The organism is Plantactinospora sp. B24E8 (genome assembly GCF_039871735.1).
In the GTDB taxonomy this organism is placed as follows: domain Bacteria; phylum Actinomycetota; class Actinomycetes; order Mycobacteriales; family Micromonosporaceae; genus Plantactinospora.
In genome coordinates, this window is the sequence record NZ_JBDPMH010000021.1 from 1 (window position 1) to 24,514 (window position 24,514).

Below are 24,514 nucleotides of genomic sequence, written 5' to 3' on the forward strand. Positions count from 1 at the left end.
TCCGTGCAGATGGTTGTCTTGGTCGATAACCCATCTACCGGAGACCTCACCGCATCCCGGTCACCGACACGCCCAGCCGATCTACCTCACAGCCAGGACCACAGGGCACTTATGACACACGGCCTAGTGCCGTCGGCCCCCCTGGTGCCCAAAGAACCTGCCGGAGTGGTCCCCGTTCGACCTGCCGGAATCATGGTGGTGACCGGTCCGGGTGAGGTGCTGCTCCGGGACGAGGAGGCGGCCCCGCTGACCGGGGGGACGTTCCGGGTGGAGACGCTGTCAGTGGGGTGTCGGCCGGCACCGAGCTGTCGTACCTGAAGGGGACGAACCCGTACCTGTCGGCGGGCTGGGACGCCGAACTGGGGCTGTTCGTGGCGGGCGGGGCGGCGTCGCCGTACCCGGTGACGAGGCTCGGCTACATGGAGGTCGGGCGGGTGACGGAGAGTCGTACCCCGGCGGTCACCGAGGGCGCGACGGTGGCGATGACGTACGGGCACCGGACCGGATATCGGGTTGATCCCCGAATCGACCGGGTGGTGCCGGTGCCGGCCGACGTCGACCCGCTGCTCGGGATCTACCTGGCGCACATGGGGCCGATCTGCGCCAACGGACTGCTGCACGCCGCCGCCGACCTGTACGGCCACACGGTCCACGACCTCGGCGACGGCGTACGTGGTCGACGGGTGGCGGTGACCGGGGCGGGTGTGGTGGCGCTGCTGACCGCGCTCTTCGCCCGGCTCGGCGGGGCCGCCTCGGTGGTCGTACTCGACCCGACGCCGGAGCGGCGGGCGGTGGCCGAGGCGCTGGGGTTGGAGACACTCGACCCCGACGGTGCGGACCCGGCGGTGGTGTTGAAGACCCGGTGGCGGCACGCGGCCGGCGACCGGGGCGCCGACGTGGTCTTCCAGTGCCGGGGTCAGGCGTCCGCGCTGCACCTGGCGCTGCGGCTGCTCCGACCGCAGGGGACGGTGGTCGACCTCGCGTTCTACCAGGGCGGGGCGGACGCGTTGCGGCTCGGTGAGGAGTTCCACCACAACGGGCTGTCGGTGCGGTGCGCGCAGATCGGCCGGGTGCCGCGCGGGTTGGCCTCGACCTGGGACCGGGACCGCCTGTCGGCGGAGACGGTCACCCTGCTCCGCGAGTACGGAGACCTGGTACGCAAGCATCTGGTCTCGGCGGTGGTGCCGTTCGACGAGGCAGCGACGGTGCTGCGGGAGATGGCCGCCGGCCGCCGCCACGAGTCGCAGGTGGTGCTCGCCCGCTGAGTGCCGTCCGCGCACCGCCGCCACGCCGGGCCGCGGTGCGCGGACCGGCCCGGGGTCAGCGCACCCGGTCACCCGCCCGTCGGGTGGGTCGCCAGATCAGTGTCAGCACAGCGATGGTGAGCAGGGCCCCCAGGACCAGCAGCACCCTGATCCACGGCTCGGTGATCAGTGTGAAGACAACACACCGGCCAACCAGCTGGATGCCGAGCAGCACGGTCAGCAGTACCCGGTGGGCACGTCGACCGGCGGGCAGGCGTAGCGCGAGCCAGGCGTACGCGGCTCCGAAGGTGAGATGGAAGACGTGTTCGACACCCACCTCGTACGGCGGGGTGACGAGCGCGAACACGTGCTCGACCACCAGCACCCAGACCAGCACGGCGGCCGTTCGCAGTCGGCGGGGCGGCACCACCGTCGGCGCCGGCCCGCCCTTCCCGTCCGTTCGGCTCGCCGTCGTCTCGGTCATGTTCGTCGTTCCATCCGGCACGACAACCCCCAAAGCTCTCATCCGAGATAGTCTCGGCTGAGAGTATCTGTCTCGGGTCCTAGAATCCAGAGATGACCGCCGCCCGATCACCGTCCGCCCCGGCTCCCCTGGGCTTCCTGCCCCCGGACGTCGCCACCGGGATGCTGATCAGCACGGTCCACCGACGCTGCCAGAAGCTCTTCAACGAGTCGTTACGACCGCTCGGCATCGAGGAACGGCACTTCGCCACGCTGGCGGTGCTGAACGGCACCGGGCCGCTGACCCAACGCCGCCTCGCCGACCTGCTCGACCTGGACAAGTCGTCGCTCGGCCGGATCGTCGACGACCTGGAACGGCAGCGGCTCGCCGAACGGCGTCCCCTGCCGGGTGACCGGCGCGCCCACGCGATCCACCTGACCGAGCAGGGCCGCCGGCACGTACGCGACGGCCAGCGGATCGCCGCCCAGGTGGGTCGGCAGCTCTTCGGGCACCTCGCGCCGAGCACCCGCGAAACCCTCGACCACGCCCTGCGCCACATCCTGACCGCGTCCGGAGCCGACCCGTCAGCGCCGGCCAATCCGTCCACGGCGGACGATCCGTCCGGTACGGCCGACCAGCCTCGGCGATAGGCTGCCCGACCACCGCGCAGAGAACGGGAAACGATGAACAACGGGGACTGGAACACCTGGCACGAGCACTACGCGGACCCGGACAGCACACTCGCCCGCCGGCTGGTCGTGGTCCAGCAGCGGATCCGGGAGTTCCTCGACGAGGCGCCGCCGGGGCCGCTGCGGGTGGTCAGCATCTGCGCCGGCCAGGGCCGGGACCTGCTCGGAGTGCTGGTCGACCATCCCCGCCGGGACGACGTCACCGCCCGGCTGGTGGAACTGGACGAACGCAACGCGGAGGAGGCCGCGACAACGGCCCGGACGGCCGGACTCGACAACGTCGAGGTGGTGACCGGCGACGCCGCGCTGCCCGGGCAGTACGCCGGCCTCGTACCGGCGGATCTCGTACTGGCCTGTGGGATCTACGGGAACATCTCCGACGCCGACATCCGTCGTACCGTCGCGGGCTGTGCCCAACTCTGTGCCACCGGCGGCACGGTGATCTGGACCCGGCACCGCCGGATCAGCCCGGTCGACATGGTGCCGCAGATCTGCGACTGGTACGCCGAGGAGGGCTTCGAACTGCGCTGGCTCTCCGACCCGGCGGAGCGGTTCGGGGTGGGCGTGCACCGGTTCACCGGTACGCCCCGACCACTCGACCGCGGCGTGCGGCTCTTCACCTTCACCCAACCGCCCGCCGGCTGAGCCCCGCTGCGGCTCTGCTCCCCCGACTCGGGCGCTGGTCCCGACACAGGTGCGGAACGCGTGGAGCACCACGCCCGCGTACCGGCGCCGCAGCACTGGGTGCCGCCGGTCGCGTCTCGGAAATAGTCTTGCAGGTGAGAATCGTACGGCGAAGAATCGCGTGCCGTGTCGATCGTGGGTATGGATGCAGAGGTCCTGCCCGGCACCGTCGTCGTCGTCATCGATGTCATCCGTGCCTTCACGACGGCCGCGGTCGCCTTCGAGCGTGGCGCAACGGAGATACTCTGCGCGCCGTCGACCAAGGTCGGCCGAGATCTCCGGCGGCTGCACCCCCGACCACCTGCTCGTCGGCGAGACCAGTGGGCTCAAGCCCGCGGACTTCGACTTCGGGAACTCGCCGTTCGAGATGTCGACGGCACAGCTGAACGGCCGCCGTCTGATCCAGGCGACATCGAACGGTACACGCGGGCTCCTCCGGTATCCGGACCCGGCGGCGCTGCTCGCGGCGTCAGCGCCGAATGTCGGCGCCACCGCTCGGTGGATCGGGACGAACCAGGCCGGGGACTCCGTGCACTCTCGTCTGCACCGGACAGACCCCCGAGGACCAGGCCTGTGCGAGATACCTGAGCGACCTTCTCCAGGGGGCAGAGCCGAGGCGGGCGGACCTGGTCGCGGGAATCATGGAGGGCGCCGCCGAGCATGTCCGTGGGTACGCACGGCAACCCGTGCCCGAACGCGTTGACCTGTCGAAGGATCTTCCGTTCTGCTGCGATGTCGACCGGTCCGAATTCGTCCTGGTCGGCGAAATTCGCCGGGAGCACGTCGCGCTCACCAAAGTGCCATGCTGAACGCGGCAGTGCACCGCGACAACCGTCTCGTGGCTGTGGCCGACTCACCCACCGCTGACGGCGTCGGCGCTCCCTGACTGCTCCAGGTCGACGAGCATCGCCGCGGCCTGCTGAAGTTGCCCTTCGTGGAACACCGGAATGCCGTGACGCAGCAGTTCCTCTGCGGCTACTCCCCGTCCCGGTACGGTGCGACCGGTGAACGAACCGTCATAGACGACGCTGCTGCCGCAGGTGGGGCTGCCGTCGACAAGGACCGCGAGCGCGACTCCCGCCTCTACTGCCCGTTCCAGCGCTCGTCGAGCGGCAAGCCGGAACAGGCCGGTGACGTCTGCGCCGGTAGCTTCCTCAACCCGCGCGAGACCTGCGAGAACGTCCCCTGCGGTTCCGCCGACTATCTCGGCTGGCGGCCGAGGAACGGGAAACCCCACCGCGACCTCCGGGCAGAACCGTACGAGGCGCCCCTCGGTCGACCAACGATCCCAGATCAGCGAGTTCACCGGCACATGTGTCGCGTTGTAACGCAGGGCCCGCCCCTGCAGGCATCCGCTGACGAGTACCTTCCGCACGGGGCCGAACGGTATCACCGGGCGAACGGGACGTACTGAGAATCGGGGCCCAGGGCCGGACCGCCGCCTGCCACCGACCGGGCGTCACCGTACGCGGTGAGGCGGTGACAAGCGCGCAGATCGGAACCGCGGGTCAGGCCCGACAGGCTCGTTGTGGTGCGTCAAGGTCAGGTGCACGCCCATGCCGATGAACGCACACTCCTCGGAGTCGTGGTTCGATGCCCGACCATGGTCGCCCGGTCTGGGCAGAGGCCCCGGCCGGTACGCTCGGGGCGTGTTCCGTGAGGCTCGGCCAGACGACTTCCCCGACGTCCTTCGCTTGTACCGGCAACTGCAGCCTGACGACCCGTGGCTCGATGATGGATCTGACGCGGAAGCGTTCGATCGGATCCTGAGCTCCCCGGGACTGCATCTCTTCGTGTTCGACCTTGACGGGGCTGTCGTCGCTACGACGTACCTGAACGTGATCCCGAACATCAGTCGGTCAGCATCGCCGTACGCCGTCATCGAGAACGTCGTCGTGGAGGAATCCCTCCGAGGTTCAGGCCTGGGCAGGCAGATCATGGCCGCCACGCTCGAAGCGGCATGGGCAGCGGGCTGTTACAAGGCGATGCTGATGACGGGCTCGCGCGAGCCAGCTGTCCACAACTTCTACCGAGCCTGCGGTTTCTCGGCCGAAGCCAAGACGGCATATCTGGCCCGGCCGTCGTAGGGCCGTAGGAACCTGGCAAGTCGTCCGCCGCTTGCAGACCACGGCAATCGACCCCACTCAACTGCGCAGGCCAGGTGAGAGCACACGACCAGCGCGAGGCGGCGGTCACGTCGTACCCGCAACGCCCGGACGCGCGACGGCCGCGACGTCCTTCGGACGCCGCGGCCGTGGAGTCGCGCGGGAACGCTGCCGGGTCAGGCGCGGGCGGGTACCGCCAGCGGCTGCGTGGACGGGGCGACCGGGGCCGGCAACGGCTCGGCCCCGCCCAGGTGGCGGTGGATCGCGGCGGCCGCGGCCCGACCCTCGGCGATCGCCCAGACGATCAGCGACGCGCCCCGGTGCATGTCCCCGGCGACGAAGACCCCGGGCCCGGCCTGCCAGGTGTCGTCGGTGTCGACCGCGCCCCGCCGGTTGCGGGCCAGCCCGAACTGGTCGAGCAGCGGCTGCTCCTCGGTCCCCTCGAACCCGATCGCGAGCAGCACCAGGTCGGCCGGCAGCTCCCGCTCGGTCCCCGGGACCACGGTCAGCAGCCGCTGACCGTCCCGCTTCTCCACGGTCACCTCGGCGATCCGGACCGCCCGGACCTGGCCGGTGCCGTCGTCGACGAACTCCTGGACGGCGACCGCGAAGACCCGCTCGCCGCCCTCCTCATGCGCCGGGTACTCCCGCAGGATCCACGGCCAGGTCGGCCACGGGTCGCGCTCCTCGTCCCGCTCGCGCGGCGGTCGCGGATAGAGGTCGAGCTGGTGTACGCCGGCCGCACCCTGCCGGTGCGCCACCCCGAGGCAGTCGGCGGCGGTGTCGCCACCACCGATGATCACCACGTGCTTGCCGGCGGCGTCGATCGGAGTGCTGTCCTCCCGGCCGGCGACCACCCGGTTCGCCGCCACCAGGTGCTCCATCGCCTGGTGCACACCCCGCAGCGCCCGGCCCGGCGTCGCCGGGGTGTCCCGGCCGGCGAGCGCGCCGCAGGCGAGCAGCACCGCGTCGTACTCGGCCCGGAGCTGCTCGGCGGTGACGTCGACCCCGACGTCCACCCCGGTCCGGAACTCGACGCCCTCGGCGGTGAGCTGCGCCAGCCGCCGGTCGATGTGCTCCTTCTCCAGCTTGAAGTCGGGGATGCCGTACCGGAGCAGACCGCCGATCGCGTCGTCGCGTTCGTACACCGTGACACCGTGACCGACGCGGACCAGTTGCTGGGCGGCGGCGAGCCCGGCCGGGCCGGAGCCGACCACCGCGACCCGGCGGCCGGACGGCGCGGCGGTCTGTTGCGGGGTGACCAGGTCCAGGTCGAAGGCCCGGTTGACGATCTCGACCTCGACCTGCTTGATCGCGACCGGGGCCCGCCCGCCGATCCCGAGTACACAGGCGGCCTCGCACGGGGCCGGGCAGAGCCGGCCGGTGAACTCCGGGAAGTTGTTGGTGGCGTGCAGCGCCTCGATCGCCGCCGCCCAGTTACCGGTCCGGACCAGGTCGTTCCAGTCCGGGATCCGGTTGCCGAGCGGGCAGCCGTCGTGGCAGAACGGGATGCCGCAGTCCATGCAGCGGGTCGCCTGCTCGCGGATCAGCCCCTCCTCGGCGGACGGGTAGACCTCGCGCCAGTCGGCGATCCGGACCGGCACCGGACGGCGGGCCGGCAGCCGCCGCTCGTGCTTGAGGAATCCACTCGGGTCAGGCACGGGCCACCTCCTGGGAAGAGTGCAACTCGCCGCCCGGCGGCTGGACGGGTACGGACACGTCGGGAACGGTCGGCGTGGTCGGGGCGGTGCCGGCCGCCGGGGTCGCGGCGGACGGGGCGGCCGGCGTCCCCATCACCGCCTCGTCGACGTCGCGGCCCTCCGCCTCGGCGGCCCGCATCAGCTCCATCACCCGCTTGTAGTCGCGCGGCACCACGGCGGTGAACTCCTCCACCGCCTCCGGCCAGCGCTTCAACAGCGCCTCCGCCACCGACGAGTCGGTCTCGGCGAAGTGCCGCTGCACCAGGTCGTGCAGGGTGACCCGCTCCTCGTCGGTGAGCGGCGCCAGGTCCACCAGCTCCGGGTTCACCCGACGCGGGTCGAGCCGCCAGACGAAGGCCGTGCCGCCGGACATGCCGGCGGCGAAGTTGCGGCCGGTCTGGCCGAGCACCACCACGGTCCCACCGGTCATGTACTCGCAGCCGTGGTCGCCGACGCCCTCGACCACCGCCGCCGCGCCGGAGTTACGGACCGCGAACCGCTCGCCGACCCGGCCGCGCAGGAAGAGTTCACCGCCGGTGGCGCCGTACAGGATGGTGTTGCCGGCGATGATCTGGTCCTCGGCCCGGCCGTTAGGTCCGGGCGGGGCGTCCAGGCCACCGGCGAACGGCGCCTCGGGGTGTGGCCGGACCACGATCCGGCCGCCGGAGAGGCCCTTGCCGACGTAGTCGTTGGCGTCGCCGGCCAGCCGCAGGGTCACCCCGCTGGGCAGGAAGGCGCCGAACGACTGCCCGGCGGTGCCGGTCAGGTCGAACTCGATGGTGTCGGCGGGGAGCCCGGCGCCGCCGTACCGGCGGGCGACCTCGCCGCCGAGCATCGCGCCGACGCTGCGGTGCTCGTTGCGGACCGCGACCGCTGCCCGGACCCGGTCACCGTCGCGCAGCGCCGGCTCGGCCAGCGCCAGCAACTGGTTGTCGAGCGACCGGTCGAGGCCGTGGTCCTGGGCCCGTACGCCACGCCGGGCGGCACCGGCCGGCAGCTCCGGCGTGTACAGCACCGGCCGCAGGTCGACTCCCTTGGCCTTCCAGTGGTCCAGCGCCGGTACGAAGTCGAGCAGCTCGGCCGCGCCGATCGCCTCCTCGAGGCTGCGGAAGCCCAGTTCGGCGAGGTAGCCGCGGACCTCCTCGGCGAGGAAGAGGAAGAAGTTCTCCACGAACTCGGGGCGGCCGGTGTAGCGCTCACGCAGCACCGGGTTCTGGGTGGCGATGCCGACCGGGCAGGTGTCGAGGTGGCAGACCCGCATCATCACGCAGCCGGCGACGATCAGCGGGGCGGTGGCGAAGCCGTACTCCTCGGCGCCGAGCAGCGCGGCGACGATGATGTCCCGGCCGGTCTTGAGCTGGCCGTCGACCTGCACGGTGACCCGGTCCCGGAGCCGGTTGAGCAGCAGCGTCTGCTGCGCCTCGGCCAGCCCCAGTTCCCACGGGGTGCCGGCGTGCTTGAGCGAGTTCAGCGGGGAGGCGCCGGTGCCGCCGTCGTGGCCGGAGATCAGGATGACGTCGGCTTTGAGCTTGGCGACGCCGGCGGCGACGGTGCCGACGCCGACCTCGCTGACCAGCTTGACGTGGATCCGGGCGGCCGGGTTCACGCTCTTCAGGTCGTGGACGAGCTGGGCCAGGTCCTCGATCGAGTAGATGTCGTGGTGCGGCGGCGGGGAGATCAGTCCGACGCCCGGGGTGGCGTGCCGGGTGCGGGCGATCCACGGCCACACCTTGTTGCCGGGGAGCTGGCCGCCCTCGCCGGGCTTGGCGCCCTGGGCCATCTTGATCTGGATGTCGTCGGCGTTGACGAGGTATTCGGTGGTCACCCCGAACCGGCCGCTGGCGACCTGCTTGACCGAGGAGCGCCGGGTGGGGTCGTAGAGCCGTTCGACGGTCTCGCCGCCCTCACCGGTGTTGGACTTGCCGCCGAGCCGGTTCATCGCGATGGCGAGGGTCTCGTGCGCCTCGGCCGAGATGGAGCCGTACGACATGGCGCCGGTGGCGAACCGTTTGACGATCTCGCTGGCCGGCTCGACCTCGTCGAGCGGGACCGGCGGCCGGACCCCGGTGCGGAGCCGGAACAGTCCACGCAGCGAGCCGGCCTGCTCGGCGAGCGCGTCGACCTTGCGGGTGTAGTCGCGGAAGACGTCGTACTGGCGGCTGCGGGTGGCGTGCTGGAGCAGGAAGACCGTCTCCGGGTTGAACAGGTGCAGCTCGCCCTCGCGGCGCCACTGGTACTCGCCGCCGACCTCGAGCGGCCGGTGGGTGTGCTGGGCGTCGCCGGTCGGGTAGGCGCGGGAGTGTCGGGCGGCGACCTCGGCGTGGATCTCGGCCAGCCCGATGCCGCCGATCTTGCCGGCGGTGCCGGCGAAGTAGCGCTGGAGCAGCCCGTTGTCGAGTCCGACCGCCTCGAAGACCTGGGCGCCGCAGTACGACGAGACCGTCGAGATCCCCATCTTCGACATGATCTTGAGTACGCCCTTGCCGAGCGCCTTGACGTAGTTGCGGACCGCGGTACGCGGTTCGATGCCGGTCAGCGTCCCCGTGGTGATCAGGTCCTCGACCGACTCGAAGGCGAGGTACGGGTTGACCGCGGCGGCACCGTACCCGATCAGCAGCGCGGTGTGGTGCACCTCGCGGCAGTCGCCGGTCTCGACGATCAGCGCCACCTGGGTCCGGGTCTGCTCCCGGACCAGGTGCTGGTGCACGGCGGCGGTGAGCAGCAGCGACGGGATCGGCGCCAGGTCGGCGGTGGAGTCGCGGTCGGAGAGGACGAGGATGCGTACCCCGTCCTCGATCGCCTCGGAGACGTGCCGGCAGATCTCGGTGAGCCGGGCCTTGATCCCCGGCGCGCCCTCCCGGATCCGGTACAGCCCGGAGACCCGGACCGCCTTGAGGCCGGGCAGGTCACCATCCTCGTCGATGGAGAGCAGCTTGGCCAGCTCGTCGTTGTCGATCACCGGGTACGGCAGCACCACCTGCCGACAGCTCGCCGGGGTCGGCTCCAGCAGGTTGCCCTCCGGCCCGATGGTCGCCTGCAGGCTGGTCACCAGCTCTTCCCGGATGGCGTCCAGCGGCGGGTTGGTGACCTGGGCGAAGAGCTGGTGGAAGTAGTCGTAGAGCAGCCGGGGCCGGGTGGACAGCGGCGAGATCGGGGTGTCGGTGCCCATCGAGCCGACCGGTTCGGCACCGGCCCGGGCCATCGGCCCGAGCAGGATCTTCAGCTCCTCCTCGGTGTAGCCGAAGGTCTGCTGCCGGCGCTGCACCGAGTCGTGGGTGTAGACGATGTGTTCGCGGGGCGGCAGGTCGGCCAGGTCGATCAGGCCGGCGTGCAGCCACTCGTCGTACGGTGCGGCGGCGGCCAGCTCCGCCTTGATCTCCTCGTCGGTGATGATCCGCCCGGCGGCGGTGTCGACCAGGAACATCCGGCCCGGCTGCAGCCGGCCCTTGGCGACCACGCCCGCCGGGTCGAGGTCGAGCACGCCGGCCTCGCTGCCGAGCACGACCAGGCCGTCGGAGGTGAGCCACCAGCGGCCCGGCCGCAGCCCGTTGCGGTCGAGGACCGCGCCGACCAGCGAGCCGTCGGTGAAGGCGACCGACGCCGGGCCGTCCCACGGCTCCATCAGGCTGGCGTGGAACCGGTAGAAGGCCCGCTTCGCCGGGGCCATGTCCGGGTCGTTCTCCCACGCCTCCGGGATCATCATCAGCACCGCGTGCGGCAGGCTCCGCCCCGCCAGGTGCAGCAGTTCGAGGACCTCGTCGAAGTTGGCGGAGTCGGAGGCGGCCGGGGTGCAGATCGGGAACAGCCGCTTCAGGTTGCCCGGGATGTGCTGGGCGGCTCCGCCGCCCTTGCCGGAACCGCCGCTGGCCATCATCGATTCTCGGGCCTGCATCCAGTTCTTGTTGCCCCGGATGGTGTTGATCTCGCCGTTGTGCGCGATGAACCGGTACGGGTGCGCCAGCGGCCAGGACGGGAAGGTGTTGGTGGAGAACCGGGAGTGCACCAGGGCGATCGCGCTGGTCACCCGGGGGTCGGTCAGGTCCGGGAAGAACTCCGGGAGCTGGTCCGGGGTGAGCATGCCCTTGTAGACCATGGTCCGGGCGGACAGCGACGGGAAGTAGGCGGCGACGCCCCGCTCGGCGGTCTCCCGTTCGGCCTGCTTGCGGACGCAGAAGGCGACCCGGTCCAGGTCGAGGCCGGTCAGCGGGGTGCCGGCGGAGCCGGCCGGCGAGCCGGTGAGCCGGCGAGCGGCGAGGAAGACCTGCCGGATCGTCGGGCGGGCCGCCAGCGCGGTCTCACCCAGGTCGTCGGCGCGCACCGGTACGTCCCGCCAGCCGAGGATCTCGGCCCCCTCGACCAGCGCGTACTTCTCCAGCACGGTCCGGGCGCGGGCCTCGTCGGCCGGGTCGGTGGGCAGGAAGACCAGGCCGGTGGCGTACTGCCCGGCGGGCGGCAACGGGAAGTCGACCACCTCGCGCAGGAATCCGTCCGGCACCTGGATCATGATCCCGGCGCCGTCCCCGGTGTTCTGCTCGGCGCCCCGGGCGCCCCGGTGGTCGAGCCGGCAGAGCGCGGCGAGCCCCTTGTCGACCACGTCGTGGGAGCGGCGGCCGTACAGGTCGGCCACGAATGCCACCCCACAGGCGTCCCGCTCGGTGGCGGGGTCGTACAGCCCCTGCGCGGGCGGCGCGCCGGTCACGGGCGCGGAGGCGAGGTCGGCGGTCGCCGACGAGGAGGGGTGCGGTTCCTGAGGGTACGGAAAGGCCACCGGGGCTCCTGTCGTCATTCACGTTCAATCATGCGGTCGGGACGACGTCGGCCCTGCGGGTCTTCTGAGTTTACGTTAGGGGCCGACCGGGTCCACCAGTTCAGATCGATCACACGGCGCGGAATTGATCACATGCCCGGGATCCGGCACGTGTACGCTCCCCCGGTGACGTCGACGCAAAAAGAGCTTTTCGACCGGTTGGAGCGTTTCTACGACGCCGTTCCGCGTGACGTTGCCCACACCGAGACCTTTGGCGGGTTGGTGCTCTTCGTCCGGGACGGTGCGGGTTGGCCATTCTACGCCCGTCCACGGCTGGACGCCACGGAGTCACCGTCGGCCGCCGACGTCGCCGACGTACGGCAGCGGCAGCGCGAACTCGGCCTGCCCGAGGCCTTCGAGTGGGTGCACGAGAACCACCCCGACCTGCTGGCCGTGGCCCGGTCCGCCGGGCTGTCGGTGCTGGAGGCGCCACTGATGGTGCTCGACCCGGCGGCGCTGGTGTCCGCCGACGAACTGGCCAGCCTGCCGGTGCGGATCCTCGACCCGGCCGCACCCGGCTTCGCCGCCGACATCGCGGCCCGCCGGGCGGTCGCCGCGGTCGGATTCGCCGCTCCGGGCACCGCGGTCGGCGGCGCCGGGCCGGCCGCCCGGGACACCGCCCTGATCGAACTCCCCCTCGACGCCCTCGACGAGGAACGCACCAGGACCATCGCCGGGCACCGGGTCTCCGCGCTCGTCGAGACCCAGCCCGAGGGCGCGGTCGCCAGCGGCATGGCGCTGCGGGTCGACGACGTCGCCGAGATCGCCGGCATCGCCACCCTGCCGTCGGCCCGCCGCCGTGGCCTCGGCGCCGCGGTCACCGCCGCGCTCGCCCGCCAACTGCTCGACGACGGCACCGACCTGGTCTTCCTCTCCGCCGGCAGCGAGGAGATCGCCCGGGTCTACCTGCGGGTCGGCTTCCGCCGGATCGGCACCGCCTGCATCGCCGAACCCACCCCCGTCCGGGGCTGAGGAAGGAGCCCCTCTCGTCGAGGTGGGAGGGGCCCGTCCCGACCGGTCGGCGGCCTCCGCGGGCGCCGGGGGCGCCGGACAGGTCGGTCTCCGGGACGCCGGGACAACTCAGCGCCGTGGCCCGATCCTCAAATCATCCTCAAGATCATTGCTTCGTCCGCTGAGGACGATCAGGATGACCCGCATGCAGTCCCAGCTCAATCCCCCTCCCCCGGAGCTCGCATGCGTGTAGGACGACCCATCGTCATTGTTCTCTCCGCACTCCTCGCCGCCACTCTCGGTACGGTCACCGCACCGTCGACCGCGTTGGGTCAGCCGGCCTCGGCGTCCGCCGTCGCCGCCGAGCCCAACCAGGTCACCGGGCTCACCGTCAGCCAGGCCGACGGTTACGCGACCGTCGCCTGGACCCCGGTCGAGGGTGCCACCGACTACCAGATCGAACGCACCCCCGTCGACGCCGGCGACGTGGCCACCGGCCCGTCCGTGGTGGTCGGCGTCTGGCGCCCCAACCGGCAGGTCAACAACGAGTCGCCGACCTTCGCCGACGCCGGGTTCAACCCAGGCGACCGGTTCCAGTGGCGGGTACGCGCCCGGTTCGGCACCGCCGAGCAGCCGTACTCGGCGCCGGTCGCCGGCCAGACGAAGCAGCCGTGGGGCGACCCGGCCGTCCCCGGCCAGAACCTGCGTACCCAGTGGGAGACCACCCGGGCGGCGCAGTACACCAGCGACGTCGACGAGTACGCGTACACCGCCGAGGTCGACCGGCTCAGCGAGCGGGTCCGGACCGTCGAGATCGGCCGTACCGTGCTCGGCCGGCCGATCAACATGCTCGTCATCGGCTACCCGAAGCCGCCGGCCACCGCCGAGGCGGTCGCCGCCACCTCGCCACTGGCGATCAACTGCAACGTGCACGGCAACGAGCCGGGCGACCGGGAAGCCTGCCTGATCATGGCCCGGCAGCTCGCCTTCGGCACCGACCAGCGGACCGTCGACCTGCTGTCGCACACCACCGTCCTGATCGTCCCGACCATCAACGGCGACGGTCGGGCCGCCAACACCCGGGGCAACTCGACCGGGCAGGACCTCAACCGCGACTACTCGCTGATCCGCCAGCCGGAGACCGCGGCGTACGTCAACATGCTCCGTCAGTACCGGCCGGTCGCCGGCTACGACGGGCACGAGTACGGCAACTCGCAGGCCGGTGACCTGCCGATGCTGCCGCCCCGGCACCAGAACGTGGCGCAGGGCATCTTCGACGAGTCCCTCGACATGATCGAGGGTCACATGTACGTCGAGGGCGCCAAGGACGGCTGGTGGGCGTGCCCGTACGGCTGCGCCAACGGCAGCGGCGTCGGGTTGAGCGAGGAGACCATCCTGCGCAACACCCTGGGCCTGAAGAACGTGGTGAACTCGCTGCTGGAGCTGCGCAGCTCCGGCGGGGCGACCCGGCCCGACGAGGGGAACACGGCAAACAACCGGCGCCGGAAGACCTTCTCCGCACTGTGGACGTTCAACCAGTTCCTCGACTACCACCGGGCGCAGCTCGACGACATCCGGCGGGCCCGGGGTGAGGCGATCGAGTTCCAGGCCGGCAACAGCGGCCGGATCGTGTTCCGGGGTTCGCGGGTCATCCCGCTGCACCCGGCGCCGCACCCGGGCGAGGCGGGACCGCGCGAGGACCTGCCGGTGCCGGAGATGATCCTGGACAACCCGCCGTGCGCGTACAAGCTCACCGAGGAGCAGTACAACGGGGCGCGTACCGACGGTCCGGGCGGGGTCGGCGCCACCCTGGCGCAGCGGATCGCCCAGCACGGCTGGAAGGTGGTCAAGGCCGCCGACGGCTACTACGTGCCGCTGGCCCAGCCGGAGCGGGGCCTGATCCCGCTGCTGCTGGACGCGCAGGGCGCCGAGGAGTGGGTCGACGGTGAGCGGGTCTACCCGACCGGCACCGGTCGGCACAACGGGCCGCTGACCGTCTCCGGCTTCACCTGCATCGCGGGTGGTTCGGTGAACGGTCCGGTCACGGTCCGGCCGGGCGCGACCCTGGTCGCCACCGGTACGACGTTCAACGGGCCGATCAGCGCCGCCGGTGCGGCCGGGGTCTTCCTCGGCGACAGCACGGTCCGGGGCCCGGTCCAGGTCGCCAACAGCACCGGCCCGGTGTCGCTGGTCGGCAACACCGTCTCCGGTCCGCTGAACGTGGTCGGCAACACCGGCGCCGACGCGCCGCTGGTCGCCGGCAACACGGTCAACGGCCCGCTCAACTGCACCGGCAACGGTCCGACGCCGACCAACATCGAGGTGCCGAACTCGGTGCATGGTCCGCGTGCGGGGCAGTGCGCGGCGCTGTGACGCCGTACCGGTGGTGAGCTGATCGCCACCGGACGACCATCCGTCGTGGCGGCGGGGCCGGGCGCGCGGCCCGGTCCCGCCGCCCCGACGTCCGTTCCCCGCCGGGAGGTCCGCCGTGTCCGAGCTTGTCGTTCCGCCCGCCGACGCCGGTCCCCCGGCCGGCCGCCGCGCCGGTCGGCCCGGTCGGGCCACGTGCGCCGGTCGTCCCGACCACCCGCCCCGGGTACGCCCGCGCGGCCGGCTCGGTCTGGTCGCCGCCGCCCTGCTGCTGGTGACCGCGACCGCCGCCTGCAGCTCGGACGGCTCCGGTGGCACGGCCGGCGCGGGTGGAGCCGGTTCGGCGGCGGCCGGCGGTGCGGCCGGGAACGGCGGGGTGACCGGACCGCTCTGTGCCGCGCTGCCGTCCGGTACCGACCCCGGCAACCCGGGGTCGCTGGCCGGCGAGCCGACCGACGTGGCCCTGCAGTGGCTCCCGGTGCTGACGAGGTTCGAGGCGGCGGTCCGGGCGGCCGGGCTGGCGGCCGAGCTGCGCGCCCCGGAGGGGATCACCGTCCTGGCGCCGACCGACGACGCGTTCGGCCGTAAGTTCTCCGAGGACAACCTCGACGAGCTGATGATCCACCGCCGGGACGAGCTGCGGACCCTGCTCCGGGCGCACCTGGTCGCCGGGTCGCACCCGCTGCCGGAGCTGGTCGCGGCCGGCACCGTCACCACGCTGGACGGCACCCGGCTTTCGGTGACCCGGGCGGCGGCGGAACCGATGGCCCGGTTCGGCGACACCGCCGAGACGGTCTGCGCCGACTACCGGACCGCCGGCGGCAGCCGGATCCACATCATCAACGGCGTACTCGGCAACCTGCCGACCACCGCTGGCGAGGGCGAACCCGCACACTGAGCCGAGCCGCTGCGGCACCGGCGCCGCCCTCCGAACGCGCGGCCCGAGCCGCCCCGGCATCAGCGCCGCCCTTCGACGGCCCGATCCGGCCGGCGGCATGCCTCAGCCGAGCGACCCCGGCTCAGCCGACGATTCGGCCCGGTCAGCGGCCGGCTCAGCCGGCGGCGTGGCCGGCCGGGGCGCCTTCACCGGTGCTGACCAGCGCGTCGGCACCCAGCTCCCGGCCCCACCGGCAGGTATCCGGGTAGCGGTCGCCGAGCGCGGCGCGCAGCGCCTGCCGGGTCGCCTCGACGTCCGCGCGCTCGCACGCCGGCACCGGTGCCCCGATCTCGTCCCGGATCCGCTCGGCCGCGCCGAGCAGCATCGCGGCCCGGTCGGGATCACCCTCGAGTCGGGCCACCTCGGCCAACGCCTCCAACACACTCGCCGTCCGCCACCGGTCGCCGACCTGTCGGTGCGCGGCCAGACCCGCCCGCAGGTGCACCGCCGCCCGGCCGGTACGACCGGCCCGCAGCTCGACCAGCCCGCGCAGGTTGTGCGCCCAGCCGACCCCCTCCGGGAACCCCATCGCCGAGTTCCGGTGCAACGCGACGTCGAGCAGCGCCGACGCCCGGTCGACGTCACCCTGGTAGAGCGCCACCGCACCGAGGTTCAGCAGGGCGCTCGCCGCCGCGAGCGGGTCGCCCAGGGCCTCGTACCGGCGCAGGCTCGCCCGTAACCGCGAGTCGGCCCGGTCCAGGTCGCCGCCGAGCCAGGCGGTGAACCCGCGCAGTTCGATGATCTGCGCCTCGCCCCACTCGTCGCCGCACTCGGCGAAGATCGCGCCGGCGGCGGCCAGGTGCGCGGCGGACTCGGCATAGCGGGCCTGCTCGCGGGCGACCGAGCCGAGGATCTGCTCCACCCGGGCCTCGCCCGGGCGGTCCCCGACCGTCCGGCAGGCGGCCCGGGCCAGTTCCGCGTGCCTGATCGCCGCCGGATAGTCGCAGCGCAGCATCGCCAGCATCGCCGCGCCGGTGCCGGCCCGGGCCCGCAGCGCCGCCGGGGCTCCCGGGTGCCGGGCCAGGGCGGTGGCCAGCCAGCCGTGCCCCTCCCGGTAGTGGCCCTCCAACCGCCAGTACGTCCCGAGCGCGGCGGCCAGCCGCAGGTCACCGTAGGCAGGCCCGGCGGCGCCAGCCTCGGCGAGCCAGGTCAGCGCCGACCGGAGGTTCGCCGCCTCGGCCCGCAGCCGGGCCAGGGTGCGCTCCTGGTCGGCGCCACGCAGCCGGGTGTCGGCACATCGGGCCAGCTCCAGGCAGTACATGGCCAGGGTGTGCCGGGCCGCCGGCTCGGCACCGGAGGCGGCCAGCCGGGCCGCGGCGTGCCGCCGGATCGGCCCCAGCATCCGATAGCGGACCGGCTCGGCCGGCACCGGCTCGACCAGGGACGCCTCGACCAGGGCGGCGAGCGCTGCCGGGGCGGCCGGCCCGCCGAGCGCCCGGGCGACGTCGACGTCGAAGCCGCCGACGCAGATCGAGAGCCGGTCGAACAGCCGGCAGGGGTCGGCGTCCAGCTGGGCGAGGCTGGACTCCACCGCGGCGACGAGGCTGCGGTGCCGGTCCGGGGCGGTCGGGTCCGGGCTGCGCAGCAGCCGTACGTCGGCCCGCAACCGGTCGATGATCTCGTCGACGCTCAGCAGCGGGGTCCGCGCCGCGGCCAACTCGATCGCGAGCGGCAGCCCGTCGAGTTCGGCACAGAGCCGGACGACCGCGTCCGCGCTCGCCTCGGGCATGTCACGCCCGCAGACCTGCCGGGCCCGTTCGAGGAAGAGCCGGGTGGCCGGGTGGGCGGCGAGCGCCTCGATACGGTGCCCGGTCGACTCCGGGGGCAGTCCGAGGGCGGGTACCCGGATCCGGGACTCGCCGCGGACCCGCAGCCCGACCCGACTGGTGGCCAACACCCGCAGCCCCGGACAGTGCGCCAGCAGCCGGCCGACAAGTTCGGCACAGCCGGCGACCAGATGCTCGCAGTTGTCCAGGACCAGCAGCGCCTCGGCCGTACCGAGGTCGGCGAGCAGCGACTCGACGACATCCGCCCCGACGTCCGGTACGCCGAGCGCGGCGGCGACCGCCTGCGGCACCCGTACCGGGCTCTCGACCGTGGTGAGGTCGACGAACCAGACGGGGCGCCCGGTGACCCGCACCGCCGCAGCCACCGCCAGCCGGGTCTTGCCCGCGCCGCCGGTCCCGGTCAGGGTGACCAGGCGGTGCTCTCGCAGACGCTGCCCGACGGCGTCGAGCAGGTCGTCACGGCCGAGCAACACGGTGAGCGGGACCGGGAGCCGGGCCGCCGGACGGGGGCGGGTCACCGGCGGCGGCGCGACGACGTCCGGAACCGCTGCCGGTGCGGGATCCACCAGCCAGTTCTCCGTCAGCCGGCCCAGCCGTACCGCCTCCGCCAACAGACAGATCCGGCCGGCCGGCTCGATCCCGAGATGTTCGGCGAAGACCCCACGGGCCCGCCGTTCCACCTCGGCGGCGGCCCGCCGTCCCTCGGCGAGGTAGGCGGCGACGAGCAGCAGCTCCCAGAGGCGGGCCCGCAGCGGATGCCGGAGCACCGCCGCCTCCAGCTCACCCCGGGCTACCCCGGCCAACCGGGTACCCGCCGCGCCGGCGGCCACCACGGACCGGTCGGCACGCGGGCCGCCGGCGGCGGTCCACGCCGCGACGGCCGCCCGCAACTCGCCCTGCCAGCGCTGCTCGAACGCGTCGACCCGGGACAGCGGCGGCCGCGCCGCGCCACCGGCGGAAACCTGCCGACCCGCCTCGACCTGCTGGTCAGACCCGCTGTGCCGCACCTGGGAGCCCTCACCTTCGCTCCCGGGTAGTCTCCGTCGCGGGCGGCGGCGGGGTCATCCCCCCGATCGGTCGGTTACCCGGCGGACCGGGGGTACACCGGGACCCGCTCGGGCGACCGTCGACTTCGATTCGGACACCGCTGGCCCGCCCCGGTCCGGGACGACCCGACCGGAGAGATCACCGGGCCGGTCAGGACGGCGGATGCCACTGGGCGGCGGCGCTCGCCGCGCTGCCCATCAACCGGGGGGTGATGGTGCCGAGCGCCGCGTCCCGCGCCCGCAGCGCCAACCGGCCCCGGGCCTGCAGCACCGCCGACATCCGCCGGGTCTGCCGGACCACCGTCGCGGCCCGGGGCCGTCGGGTCCGGCTGTACGTCTCGACCGCCTCCCGCAGCGGAGCACCCGGGATCGCATCCCGGACCAGCACCTGCAGGGTGGCGGCGTCCTCGAGGGCCAGACAGGCGCCCTGGCCGAGGTGGTGCGGCATGGCGTGCGCCGAGTCGCCGAGCAGCACGATCCCGCCGGTGCCGGCCGGGAAGCCGTACGTCTTGGGCAGCGGTCGTAGTTCCCGGACCTCCTGCTGGACCAGGTCCTCCGGCTCGGTGGCGGCAAGGAGCTCGGCGATCGGCGCCGGCCAGTCGGCGAACCAGCGGCGGAGCAGGGCGAGCTGGGTCGCCGGGGACTCCGGGCGGGAGGCGCCGGCCGCGGTCGCCACCCAGTAGATCCCGCCCCGGGTCGAGCCGCCGGAGGATCCGCGTTCGCCGAGCGACGCCGCGACGAAGCGGTACCCGGCACCGAGGGTCTCGCCGTCGACGGGCTGGTCCGACGGCAGCTGCGGGGCCCGGTACCAGGGGATCACCGCCCGCCAGGCCGCACAGCCGGAGCTGACCACGGTCGCGCCGGGAGCCGTCCGGCGGCGTACCACGCTGTCGATGCCGTCGGCGGCGACGATCAGGTCCGCCTCGTAGGTGCTCCGGCCGTCGCCGACGCTCGGCCGTTCACCGTCGGCGGCCGACACCGCCCGCACCTCCACCCCGGTACGGATCTCCACCCGGTCGCCGAGCCCGGCCACCAGCGCGTCGTGCAGGTCCTCGCGGTGCACCACCACCGGGGCCCGGTCGGCGGGCACCGGTCGCGGCTGCACCAGCCACTGGCCGTCGGGCCGGCGGACGCCGGTGTCGGGCAGCGGGGTGGCGATCGCCGCCAGTCCCTCGCCGAGGCCGAGCGCCCGCAGGGCCCGCACCCCGTTGGGCCAGAGGACCAACGCGGTACGGCCGGCCCTGACCCGGTCGTCGCGTTCCAGCAGGGTCACCTGCCAGCCAGTCCGGGCCAGCGCGCCGGCGGTCGCCAGCCCACCGATCCCGGCACCCACCACCACGGCCGTACGCATCGGTCCGGCGCCCCCGTTCAACGGTCCCGATCGGCGGCGGGCCCGGGGGTCGCCTCGGCCGGGGAATCGGCGTTGTTGTCGGTCGGCGAGTCGACGTTGTCAGCCGGCGAGTCGACGGTGCTCCCGCCGCCGGCCGGGCCGGTCTCGGCCGGGCGGTCCGCGCCAGCCGGTCCGTCGGCACCGGCGCGCGTTTCGGCGCCGGCCGGTGCGGCGGCGGTGGCGGTCTCCGGACCGTCGGTGCCGCCGGTGTTGTCGTCACCGTCCGGTCCGTCCGCCTCTGGCGGGGCCTCGCCGGTCCGTTGGTAGTGCGTGAACTGCTCCTCGGTCACCACCCGGTAGCCGCTCGGCGCGACCGCGGTGGCCTGGCGGGTACGCGAGACGTCCACCTGGGAGACGTCCCCGCCGGTCGCCGGGACCGGTTCGGTGGCGACGTCGACCGGAATCACGAACTCCTGGGGGCCCCGGACCCGGACGAAGTAGACCAACGCGCCGAGGAAGACCAGGAGAGCGGTCCAGACGTTGAGCCGCAGCCCGAGGATGTGGTTCGCCTCGTCGGTCCGCATCATCTCGATCCAGAACCGGCCGGCGGTGTAGCCCATCACGTAGAGGGCGAAGGCCCGGCCCCGGCCGAATTTGAATTTCCGGTCGAGGGCGTAGACCAGACCGGCGACGCCGACGTTCCAGATCGCCTCGTAGAGGAACGTCGGGTGGAACAGCCCGGGTTCGAGCACCGGGTTGCCGCTGTCGTCGCGGAGCGCGTGCCCGGGGTTCGCCGGGTCCATCCGGTGGACCTCGAGCCCCCAGGGCAGGGACGTCGGGCCGCCGAAGAGTTCGTTGTTGAACCAGTTGCCGACCCGGCCGACCGCCTGGGCCAGCGGAAGCCCCGGCGCCAGCGCGTCGGCCACCAGGGTCAGCGGGAGGCCGAGTTGCCGGACGGCCAGCCAGGCGCCGACCGCGCCGCCGGCCACCGCCCCCCAGATGCCGAGGCCGCCCTGCCAGATGTAGAGGGCCCGGATCGGCTCGCCACCCTCGCCGAAGTAGTCCCCGGGAGAGGTGATCACGTGGTAGATCCGGGCGCCGACGATGCCGAACGGCACCGCCCAGACCGCGATGTCGAGGACCGCCCAGGGAGCGACGCCACGGCGGCGCAGTCGCAGCTCCGTCACCACGGAGGCGACCACGATGCCGAGCACGATGCAGAGCGCGTACGCCCGGACCGGCACCGGCCCGAGCTGCCACACGGCGGTGGCGGGACTGGGCAGGGCCGCCTGAGGAGTTAGCGAGGCGAGGGTCACGGGTGCACAGGCTACCGTCGTCACCCCGGTCGGCGGCACCCCGGTCCGGTTGGCAACCGGTGGCGAACTGAGTCTGGTTTGCCCCACCCCACCCGGCTCAGGCGGCGGAAACCGCCCGTACACCCTCGGCGAGCTCGGCGCTGAGCGTCCGCAGGGCGGCCAGGCCCGCCGCCTGGTCCGGCGCGTCCAGCAGGGTACGGATCAACGCACTACCGACGATCACGCCGTCGGCGTACCGGCCGACCTCGGCGGCCTGTGCCCCGGTGCCGACGCCCAGACCGACCCCGACCGGCAGGTCGGTGACCTGCCGAACCCGGCCGACCAGCCTCGGGGCGGCGTCCGAGGTGCGTTCCCGAGCGCCGGTGACGCCCATCAGCGCGGTGGCGTAGACGAAGCCCCGGCAGTGCGCCACGGTCATCGCCAGCCGTTCGTCGGTCGACGACGGGGCGACCAGGAAGGTCCGGTCCAGCCCGTACGCGTCGGAGGCGGCCAGCCACTCGGCCGCCTCCTCCGGGATCAGGTCCGGGGTGATCAGCCCGGTGCCGCCGGCGTTGGCGAGGTCCCGGGCGAAGGAGTCGACGCCGTACCGCTCGATCGGGTTCCAGTAGGTCATGGTGACCACCGGAGCTCCGGTGGCGGCGACCGTCTCGATGATCCGCAGCGCGTCGGCGACCCGTACGCCGCCAGCCAGGGCGATGTCGCTGGCCCGCTGGATGACCGGACCGTCCATCACCGGGTCGGAGTACGGGATCTCCAGTTCGATCACGTCGACGCCGGCCTCGACCATCGCGGTCATCGCGGCGATGCTGCCCGGCACGGTCGGGAAGCCGGCCGGCATGCAACCGATCAGCAGGGCCCTGCCCTCCGCGCTGGCCTTGCCGAAGGCGACCGCGATGCTCCGCTCCGCCGGGGTGCCCTGCGATTGTGGCGCCGTCACCGCGCCCGCGACGTCGCCCATCACGACTGCTCCCCGTCGAGGATGCCGAAGTACGCCCCGGCGGTGTGCACGTCCTTGTCACCCCGGCCGGAAAGGTTGACCACGATGGTGGGCTCGCGGCCCAGCTCGGCGGTGAGCGCCGGGATGATCCGCAGCGTGCCGGCGAGCGCGTGGGAACTCTCGATCGCCGGGATGATCCCCTCGGTCCGGCAGAGCAGCTGGAAGGCGTCCATCGCCTCGGCGTCGGTGACCGGCTCGTACCGGGCCCGGCCGAGGTCGTTGAGCCAGGCGTGCTCGGGTCCGACGCCCGGGTAGTCGAGTCCGGCGGAGATCGAGTGTGACTCGATCGTCTGTCCGTCCTCGTCCTGCAGCACGTAGGTCCGGGTGCCGTGCAGCACGCCGGAGGAGCCGCCGGTGATGCTGGCCGCGTGCCGGTCGGTCTCCACCCCGTCGCCGCCGGCCTCGAAGCCGTAGAGCCGGACCTCGTCGTCGGGGACGAAGGCGTGGAAGATGCCGAGCGCGTTGGAGCCACCGCCGACGCAGGCGGTGACCGCGTCCGGCAGTCCGCCGGTCAGCTCCAGGCACTGCTGGCGGGCCTCGACCCCGATGCCGCGGACGAACTCCCGGACCATGGCCGGGAACGGGTGCGGCCCGGCGACGGTGCCGATCAGGTAGTGGGTCTGGTCGACGTTGGCGACCCAGTCCCGCATCGCCTCGTTCATCGCGTCCTTGAGGGTGCGGGAGCCGGCGGTGACCGGGACCACGGTGGCGCCGAGCATCCGCATCCGGGCGACGTTCAGTGCCTGCCGCTGGGTGTCCACCTCACCCATGTAGACCACGCACTCCAGGTCGAGGTACGCGGCCGCGGTGGCGCTGGCCACCCCGTGCTGCCCGGCGCCGGTCTCGGCGATCACCCGGGGCTTGCCCATCCGCTTGGTGAGCAGCGCCTGGCCGAGGACGTTGCGGACCTTGTGCGCCCCGGTGTGGTTGAGGTCCTCCCGCTTGAGCAGGATCCGGGCCCCGACCCGCTCGGAGAGCCGTTCGGCCCGGTAGAGCAGGGACGGGGTGCCGGCGTACTCGCGCAGCAACCGATCGAACTCGGCCTGGAAGGTCGGGTCGGCCAGCGCCTCCCGGTACGCCACGTCCAGCTCGTCGAGCGCGGCGACCAGCGCCTCGGGGACGAACCGGCCGCCGTACCGGCCGAAGTGGCCGGCGGCGTCGGGCACCGGGGTACCGGTGGTCAGGGACGGCGCGGTCATGCCGACCTCCTCGTGCTCATCGCACCGGGCGGGGCGTGGCGGGGTGGTTGCCGGCGTTGACCAGCTCGGCCACCGCCTCCCGGGGGCTCTTCTGGGTGACCAGTCCCTCACCGACCAGTACGGCGTCGGCACCGGCCGAGGCGTACCGGATCAGGTCGTGCGGACCGCGTACCCCGGACTCGGCGATCTTGACGACGCTGTTCGGCAGTCCGGGCGCGATCCGTTCGAAGACCGACCGGTCGACCTCGAGGGTACGCAGGTTGCGGGCGTTCACCCCGATGACCTGGGCCCCGGCCTCCAGCGCCCGGTCGGCCTCCTCCTCGTCGTGCACCTCGACGAGCGCGGTCATGCCGAGCGACTCGATCCGTTCGAGGAGCCCGACCAGCACGTTCTGCTCCAGGGCAGCGACGATCAACAGGACCAGGTCGGCACCGTGTGCCCGGGCCTCGTGCACCTGGTAGCTGGAGACGACGAAGTCCTTCCGCAGCACCGGGATCTTCACCGCGGCCCGGACCGCCGCCAGGTCCGCCAGGGACCCGCCGAACCACCGGCCCTCGGTCAGCACACTGATGCAGCGGGCCCCGCCGGCGGCGTAGTCGCCGGCCAGGTCCGCCGGATCCGCGATCTCGGCGAGCTGCCCCTTCGACGGCGACGACCGCTTCACCTCGGCGATCACCGCCACGCCGGGCCGGCGCAGCGCCGCGTACGCGTCGAGCGGCGGTGGGGCCGCTGCGGCGAGCTGCTTCACCTGCTCCAGCGGGACCTGTTGCTGCCGGCGCTCGAGATCCTCCCGGACTCCCGCGAGGATCTCGTCGAGGACATTGGCGGACGCGGCCGGCGCGGCGTCGCCCCCCTCCGCGTGCGGATGCTCAGCAGTCACCAACGGACT

The 24,514-nt window shown here is 73.0% G+C and carries 17 protein-coding genes; 7 read left to right on the plus strand and 10 right to left on the minus strand.

The window, feature by feature from the left end; translation table 11 throughout:
* Positions 1 to 287 precede the first annotated feature (287 nt).
* Complete coding sequence (locus ABGB21_RS24915; RefSeq protein ID WP_347679814.1) at positions 288 to 1,265, plus strand: zinc-binding alcohol dehydrogenase; 978 nt, start codon at positions 288 to 290, stop codon at positions 1,263 to 1,265.
* Positions 1,266 to 1,320: 55 nt separating this feature from the next.
* Here the strand turns inward: ABGB21_RS24915 and ABGB21_RS24920 are convergent, their stop codons facing one another.
* The gene (locus ABGB21_RS24920) at positions 1,321 to 1,728 is read right to left on the minus strand and encodes a hypothetical protein (protein ID WP_347679816.1); all 408 of its coding nucleotides are present in this window, start codon (positions 1,726 to 1,728) and stop codon (positions 1,321 to 1,323) included.
* Between the two features lie 92 nt (positions 1,729 to 1,820).
* Between ABGB21_RS24920 and ABGB21_RS24925 the strand changes: the two genes are divergently transcribed.
* Positions 1,821 to 2,357, plus strand: a complete 537-nt coding sequence (locus ABGB21_RS24925; protein ID WP_347657866.1) for a MarR family winged helix-turn-helix transcriptional regulator — start codon at positions 1,821 to 1,823, stop codon at positions 2,355 to 2,357.
* Between the two features lie 33 nt (positions 2,358 to 2,390).
* Positions 2,391 to 3,041: a class I SAM-dependent methyltransferase family protein gene (locus ABGB21_RS24930; protein WP_347657867.1), complete on the plus strand. Its 651-nt coding sequence runs from the start codon at positions 2,391 to 2,393 to the stop codon at positions 3,039 to 3,041.
* 892 nt (positions 3,042 to 3,933) lie between these two features.
* On the opposite strand, the gene ABGB21_RS24935 is transcribed toward ABGB21_RS24930, so the two are convergent.
* A complete protein-coding gene (locus tag ABGB21_RS24935; protein WP_347657868.1) occupies positions 3,934 to 4,455 on the minus strand; it encodes a DUF523 domain-containing protein in 522 nt (173 codons plus the stop codon).
* Positions 4,456 to 4,729: 274 nt separating this feature from the next.
* Between ABGB21_RS24935 and ABGB21_RS24940 the strand changes: the two genes are divergently transcribed.
* Positions 4,730 to 5,167, plus strand: coding sequence for a GNAT family N-acetyltransferase (locus ABGB21_RS24940; RefSeq protein ID WP_347657869.1), 438 nt, complete (start codon positions 4,730 to 4,732; stop codon positions 5,165 to 5,167).
* 194 nt (positions 5,168 to 5,361) lie between these two features.
* Here the strand turns inward: ABGB21_RS24940 and ABGB21_RS24945 are convergent, their stop codons facing one another.
* Positions 5,362 to 6,846, minus strand: coding sequence for a glutamate synthase subunit beta (locus ABGB21_RS24945; RefSeq protein ID WP_347679818.1), 1,485 nt, complete (start codon positions 6,844 to 6,846; stop codon positions 5,362 to 5,364).
* Complete coding sequence (gltB, locus tag ABGB21_RS24950) at positions 6,839 to 11,584, minus strand: glutamate synthase large subunit (RefSeq protein ID WP_347657903.1); 4,746 nt, start codon at positions 11,582 to 11,584, stop codon at positions 6,839 to 6,841. Before gltB ends, ABGB21_RS24945 begins: the two co-directional genes overlap by 8 nt.
* A 234-nt stretch (positions 11,585 to 11,818) precedes the next feature.
* Between gltB and ABGB21_RS24955 the strand changes: the two genes are divergently transcribed.
* From ABGB21_RS24955 to ABGB21_RS24965, 3 genes are all read left to right on the plus strand, one after another.
* On the plus strand, positions 11,819 to 12,664 hold the full coding sequence (locus ABGB21_RS24955; RefSeq protein ID WP_347679820.1) for a GNAT family N-acetyltransferase: 846 nt from the start codon (positions 11,819 to 11,821) through the stop codon (positions 12,662 to 12,664).
* Positions 12,665 to 12,886: 222 nt separating this feature from the next.
* Positions 12,887 to 15,016 carry a M14 family zinc carboxypeptidase gene (locus ABGB21_RS24960; protein ID WP_347657872.1) on the plus strand — a complete coding sequence of 710 codons (2,130 nt, stop codon included), beginning with the start codon at positions 12,887 to 12,889 and terminating at the stop codon, positions 15,014 to 15,016.
* Between the two features lie 115 nt (positions 15,017 to 15,131).
* Positions 15,132 to 15,911 carry a fasciclin domain-containing protein gene (locus ABGB21_RS24965; RefSeq protein WP_347679822.1) on the plus strand — a complete coding sequence of 260 codons (780 nt, stop codon included), beginning with the start codon at positions 15,132 to 15,134 and terminating at the stop codon, positions 15,909 to 15,911.
* Positions 15,912 to 16,065: 154 nt separating this feature from the next.
* Here the strand turns inward: ABGB21_RS24965 and ABGB21_RS24970 are convergent, their stop codons facing one another.
* The 6 genes from ABGB21_RS24970 to trpC all read right to left on the minus strand — a co-directional run bounded on the left by ABGB21_RS24970 (position 16,066) and on the right by trpC (position 24,505).
* Positions 16,066 to 18,744 carry a hypothetical protein gene (locus ABGB21_RS24970; RefSeq protein WP_347679824.1) on the minus strand — a complete coding sequence of 893 codons (2,679 nt, stop codon included), beginning with the start codon at positions 18,742 to 18,744 and terminating at the stop codon, positions 16,066 to 16,068.
* A 190-nt stretch (positions 18,745 to 18,934) separates the two neighbouring features.
* Complete coding sequence (locus ABGB21_RS24975) at positions 18,935 to 20,134, minus strand: NAD(P)/FAD-dependent oxidoreductase (protein WP_347679826.1); 1,200 nt, start codon at positions 20,132 to 20,134, stop codon at positions 18,935 to 18,937.
* A gap of 17 nt (positions 20,135 to 20,151) precedes the next feature.
* Positions 20,152 to 21,429 (minus strand): prolipoprotein diacylglyceryl transferase, encoded by a 1,278-nt coding sequence (gene lgt / locus ABGB21_RS24980; protein ID WP_347657876.1) that lies wholly within the window; start codon positions 21,427 to 21,429, stop codon positions 20,152 to 20,154.
* 97 nt (positions 21,430 to 21,526) lie between these two features.
* Positions 21,527 to 22,387: a tryptophan synthase subunit alpha gene (gene trpA / locus ABGB21_RS24985; protein ID WP_347657877.1), complete on the minus strand. Its 861-nt coding sequence runs from the start codon at positions 22,385 to 22,387 to the stop codon at positions 21,527 to 21,529.
* Positions 22,387 to 23,625 carry a tryptophan synthase subunit beta gene (gene trpB, locus ABGB21_RS24990; protein ID WP_347657878.1) on the minus strand — a complete coding sequence of 413 codons (1,239 nt, stop codon included), beginning with the start codon at positions 23,623 to 23,625 and terminating at the stop codon, positions 22,387 to 22,389. Before trpB ends, trpA begins: the two co-directional genes overlap by 1 nt.
* A 16-nt stretch (positions 23,626 to 23,641) precedes the next feature.
* Positions 23,642 to 24,505, minus strand: a complete 864-nt coding sequence (trpC, locus tag ABGB21_RS24995; RefSeq protein ID WP_347657879.1) for an indole-3-glycerol phosphate synthase TrpC — start codon at positions 24,503 to 24,505, stop codon at positions 23,642 to 23,644.
* Between the last annotated feature and the right edge of the window lie 9 nt (positions 24,506 to 24,514).

What these genes read in the sequence shown, in the direction of transcription:
- ABGB21_RS24920 (WP_347679816.1), bottom strand. Translation starts at nt 1,728, where the DNA reads ATGACCGAGACGACGGCGAGCCGAACGGACGGGAAGGGCGGGCCGGCG.
- ABGB21_RS24925 (WP_347657866.1), top strand. Translation starts at nt 1,821, where the DNA reads ATGACCGCCGCCCGATCACCGTCCGCCCCGGCTCCCCTGGGCTTCCTG.
- ABGB21_RS24930 (WP_347657867.1), top strand. Translation starts at nt 2,391, where the DNA reads ATGAACAACGGGGACTGGAACACCTGGCACGAGCACTACGCGGACCCG.
- ABGB21_RS24960 (WP_347657872.1), top strand. Translation starts at nt 12,887, where the DNA reads ATGCGTGTAGGACGACCCATCGTCATTGTTCTCTCCGCACTCCTCGCC.
- ABGB21_RS24975 (WP_347679826.1), bottom strand. Translation starts at nt 20,134, where the DNA reads ATGCGTACGGCCGTGGTGGTGGGTGCCGGGATCGGTGGGCTGGCGACC.
- trpA (WP_347657877.1), bottom strand. Translation starts at nt 22,387, where the DNA reads ATGGGCGACGTCGCGGGCGCGGTGACGGCGCCACAATCGCAGGGCACC.
- trpB (WP_347657878.1), bottom strand. Translation starts at nt 23,625, where the DNA reads ATGACCGCGCCGTCCCTGACCACCGGTACCCCGGTGCCCGACGCCGCC.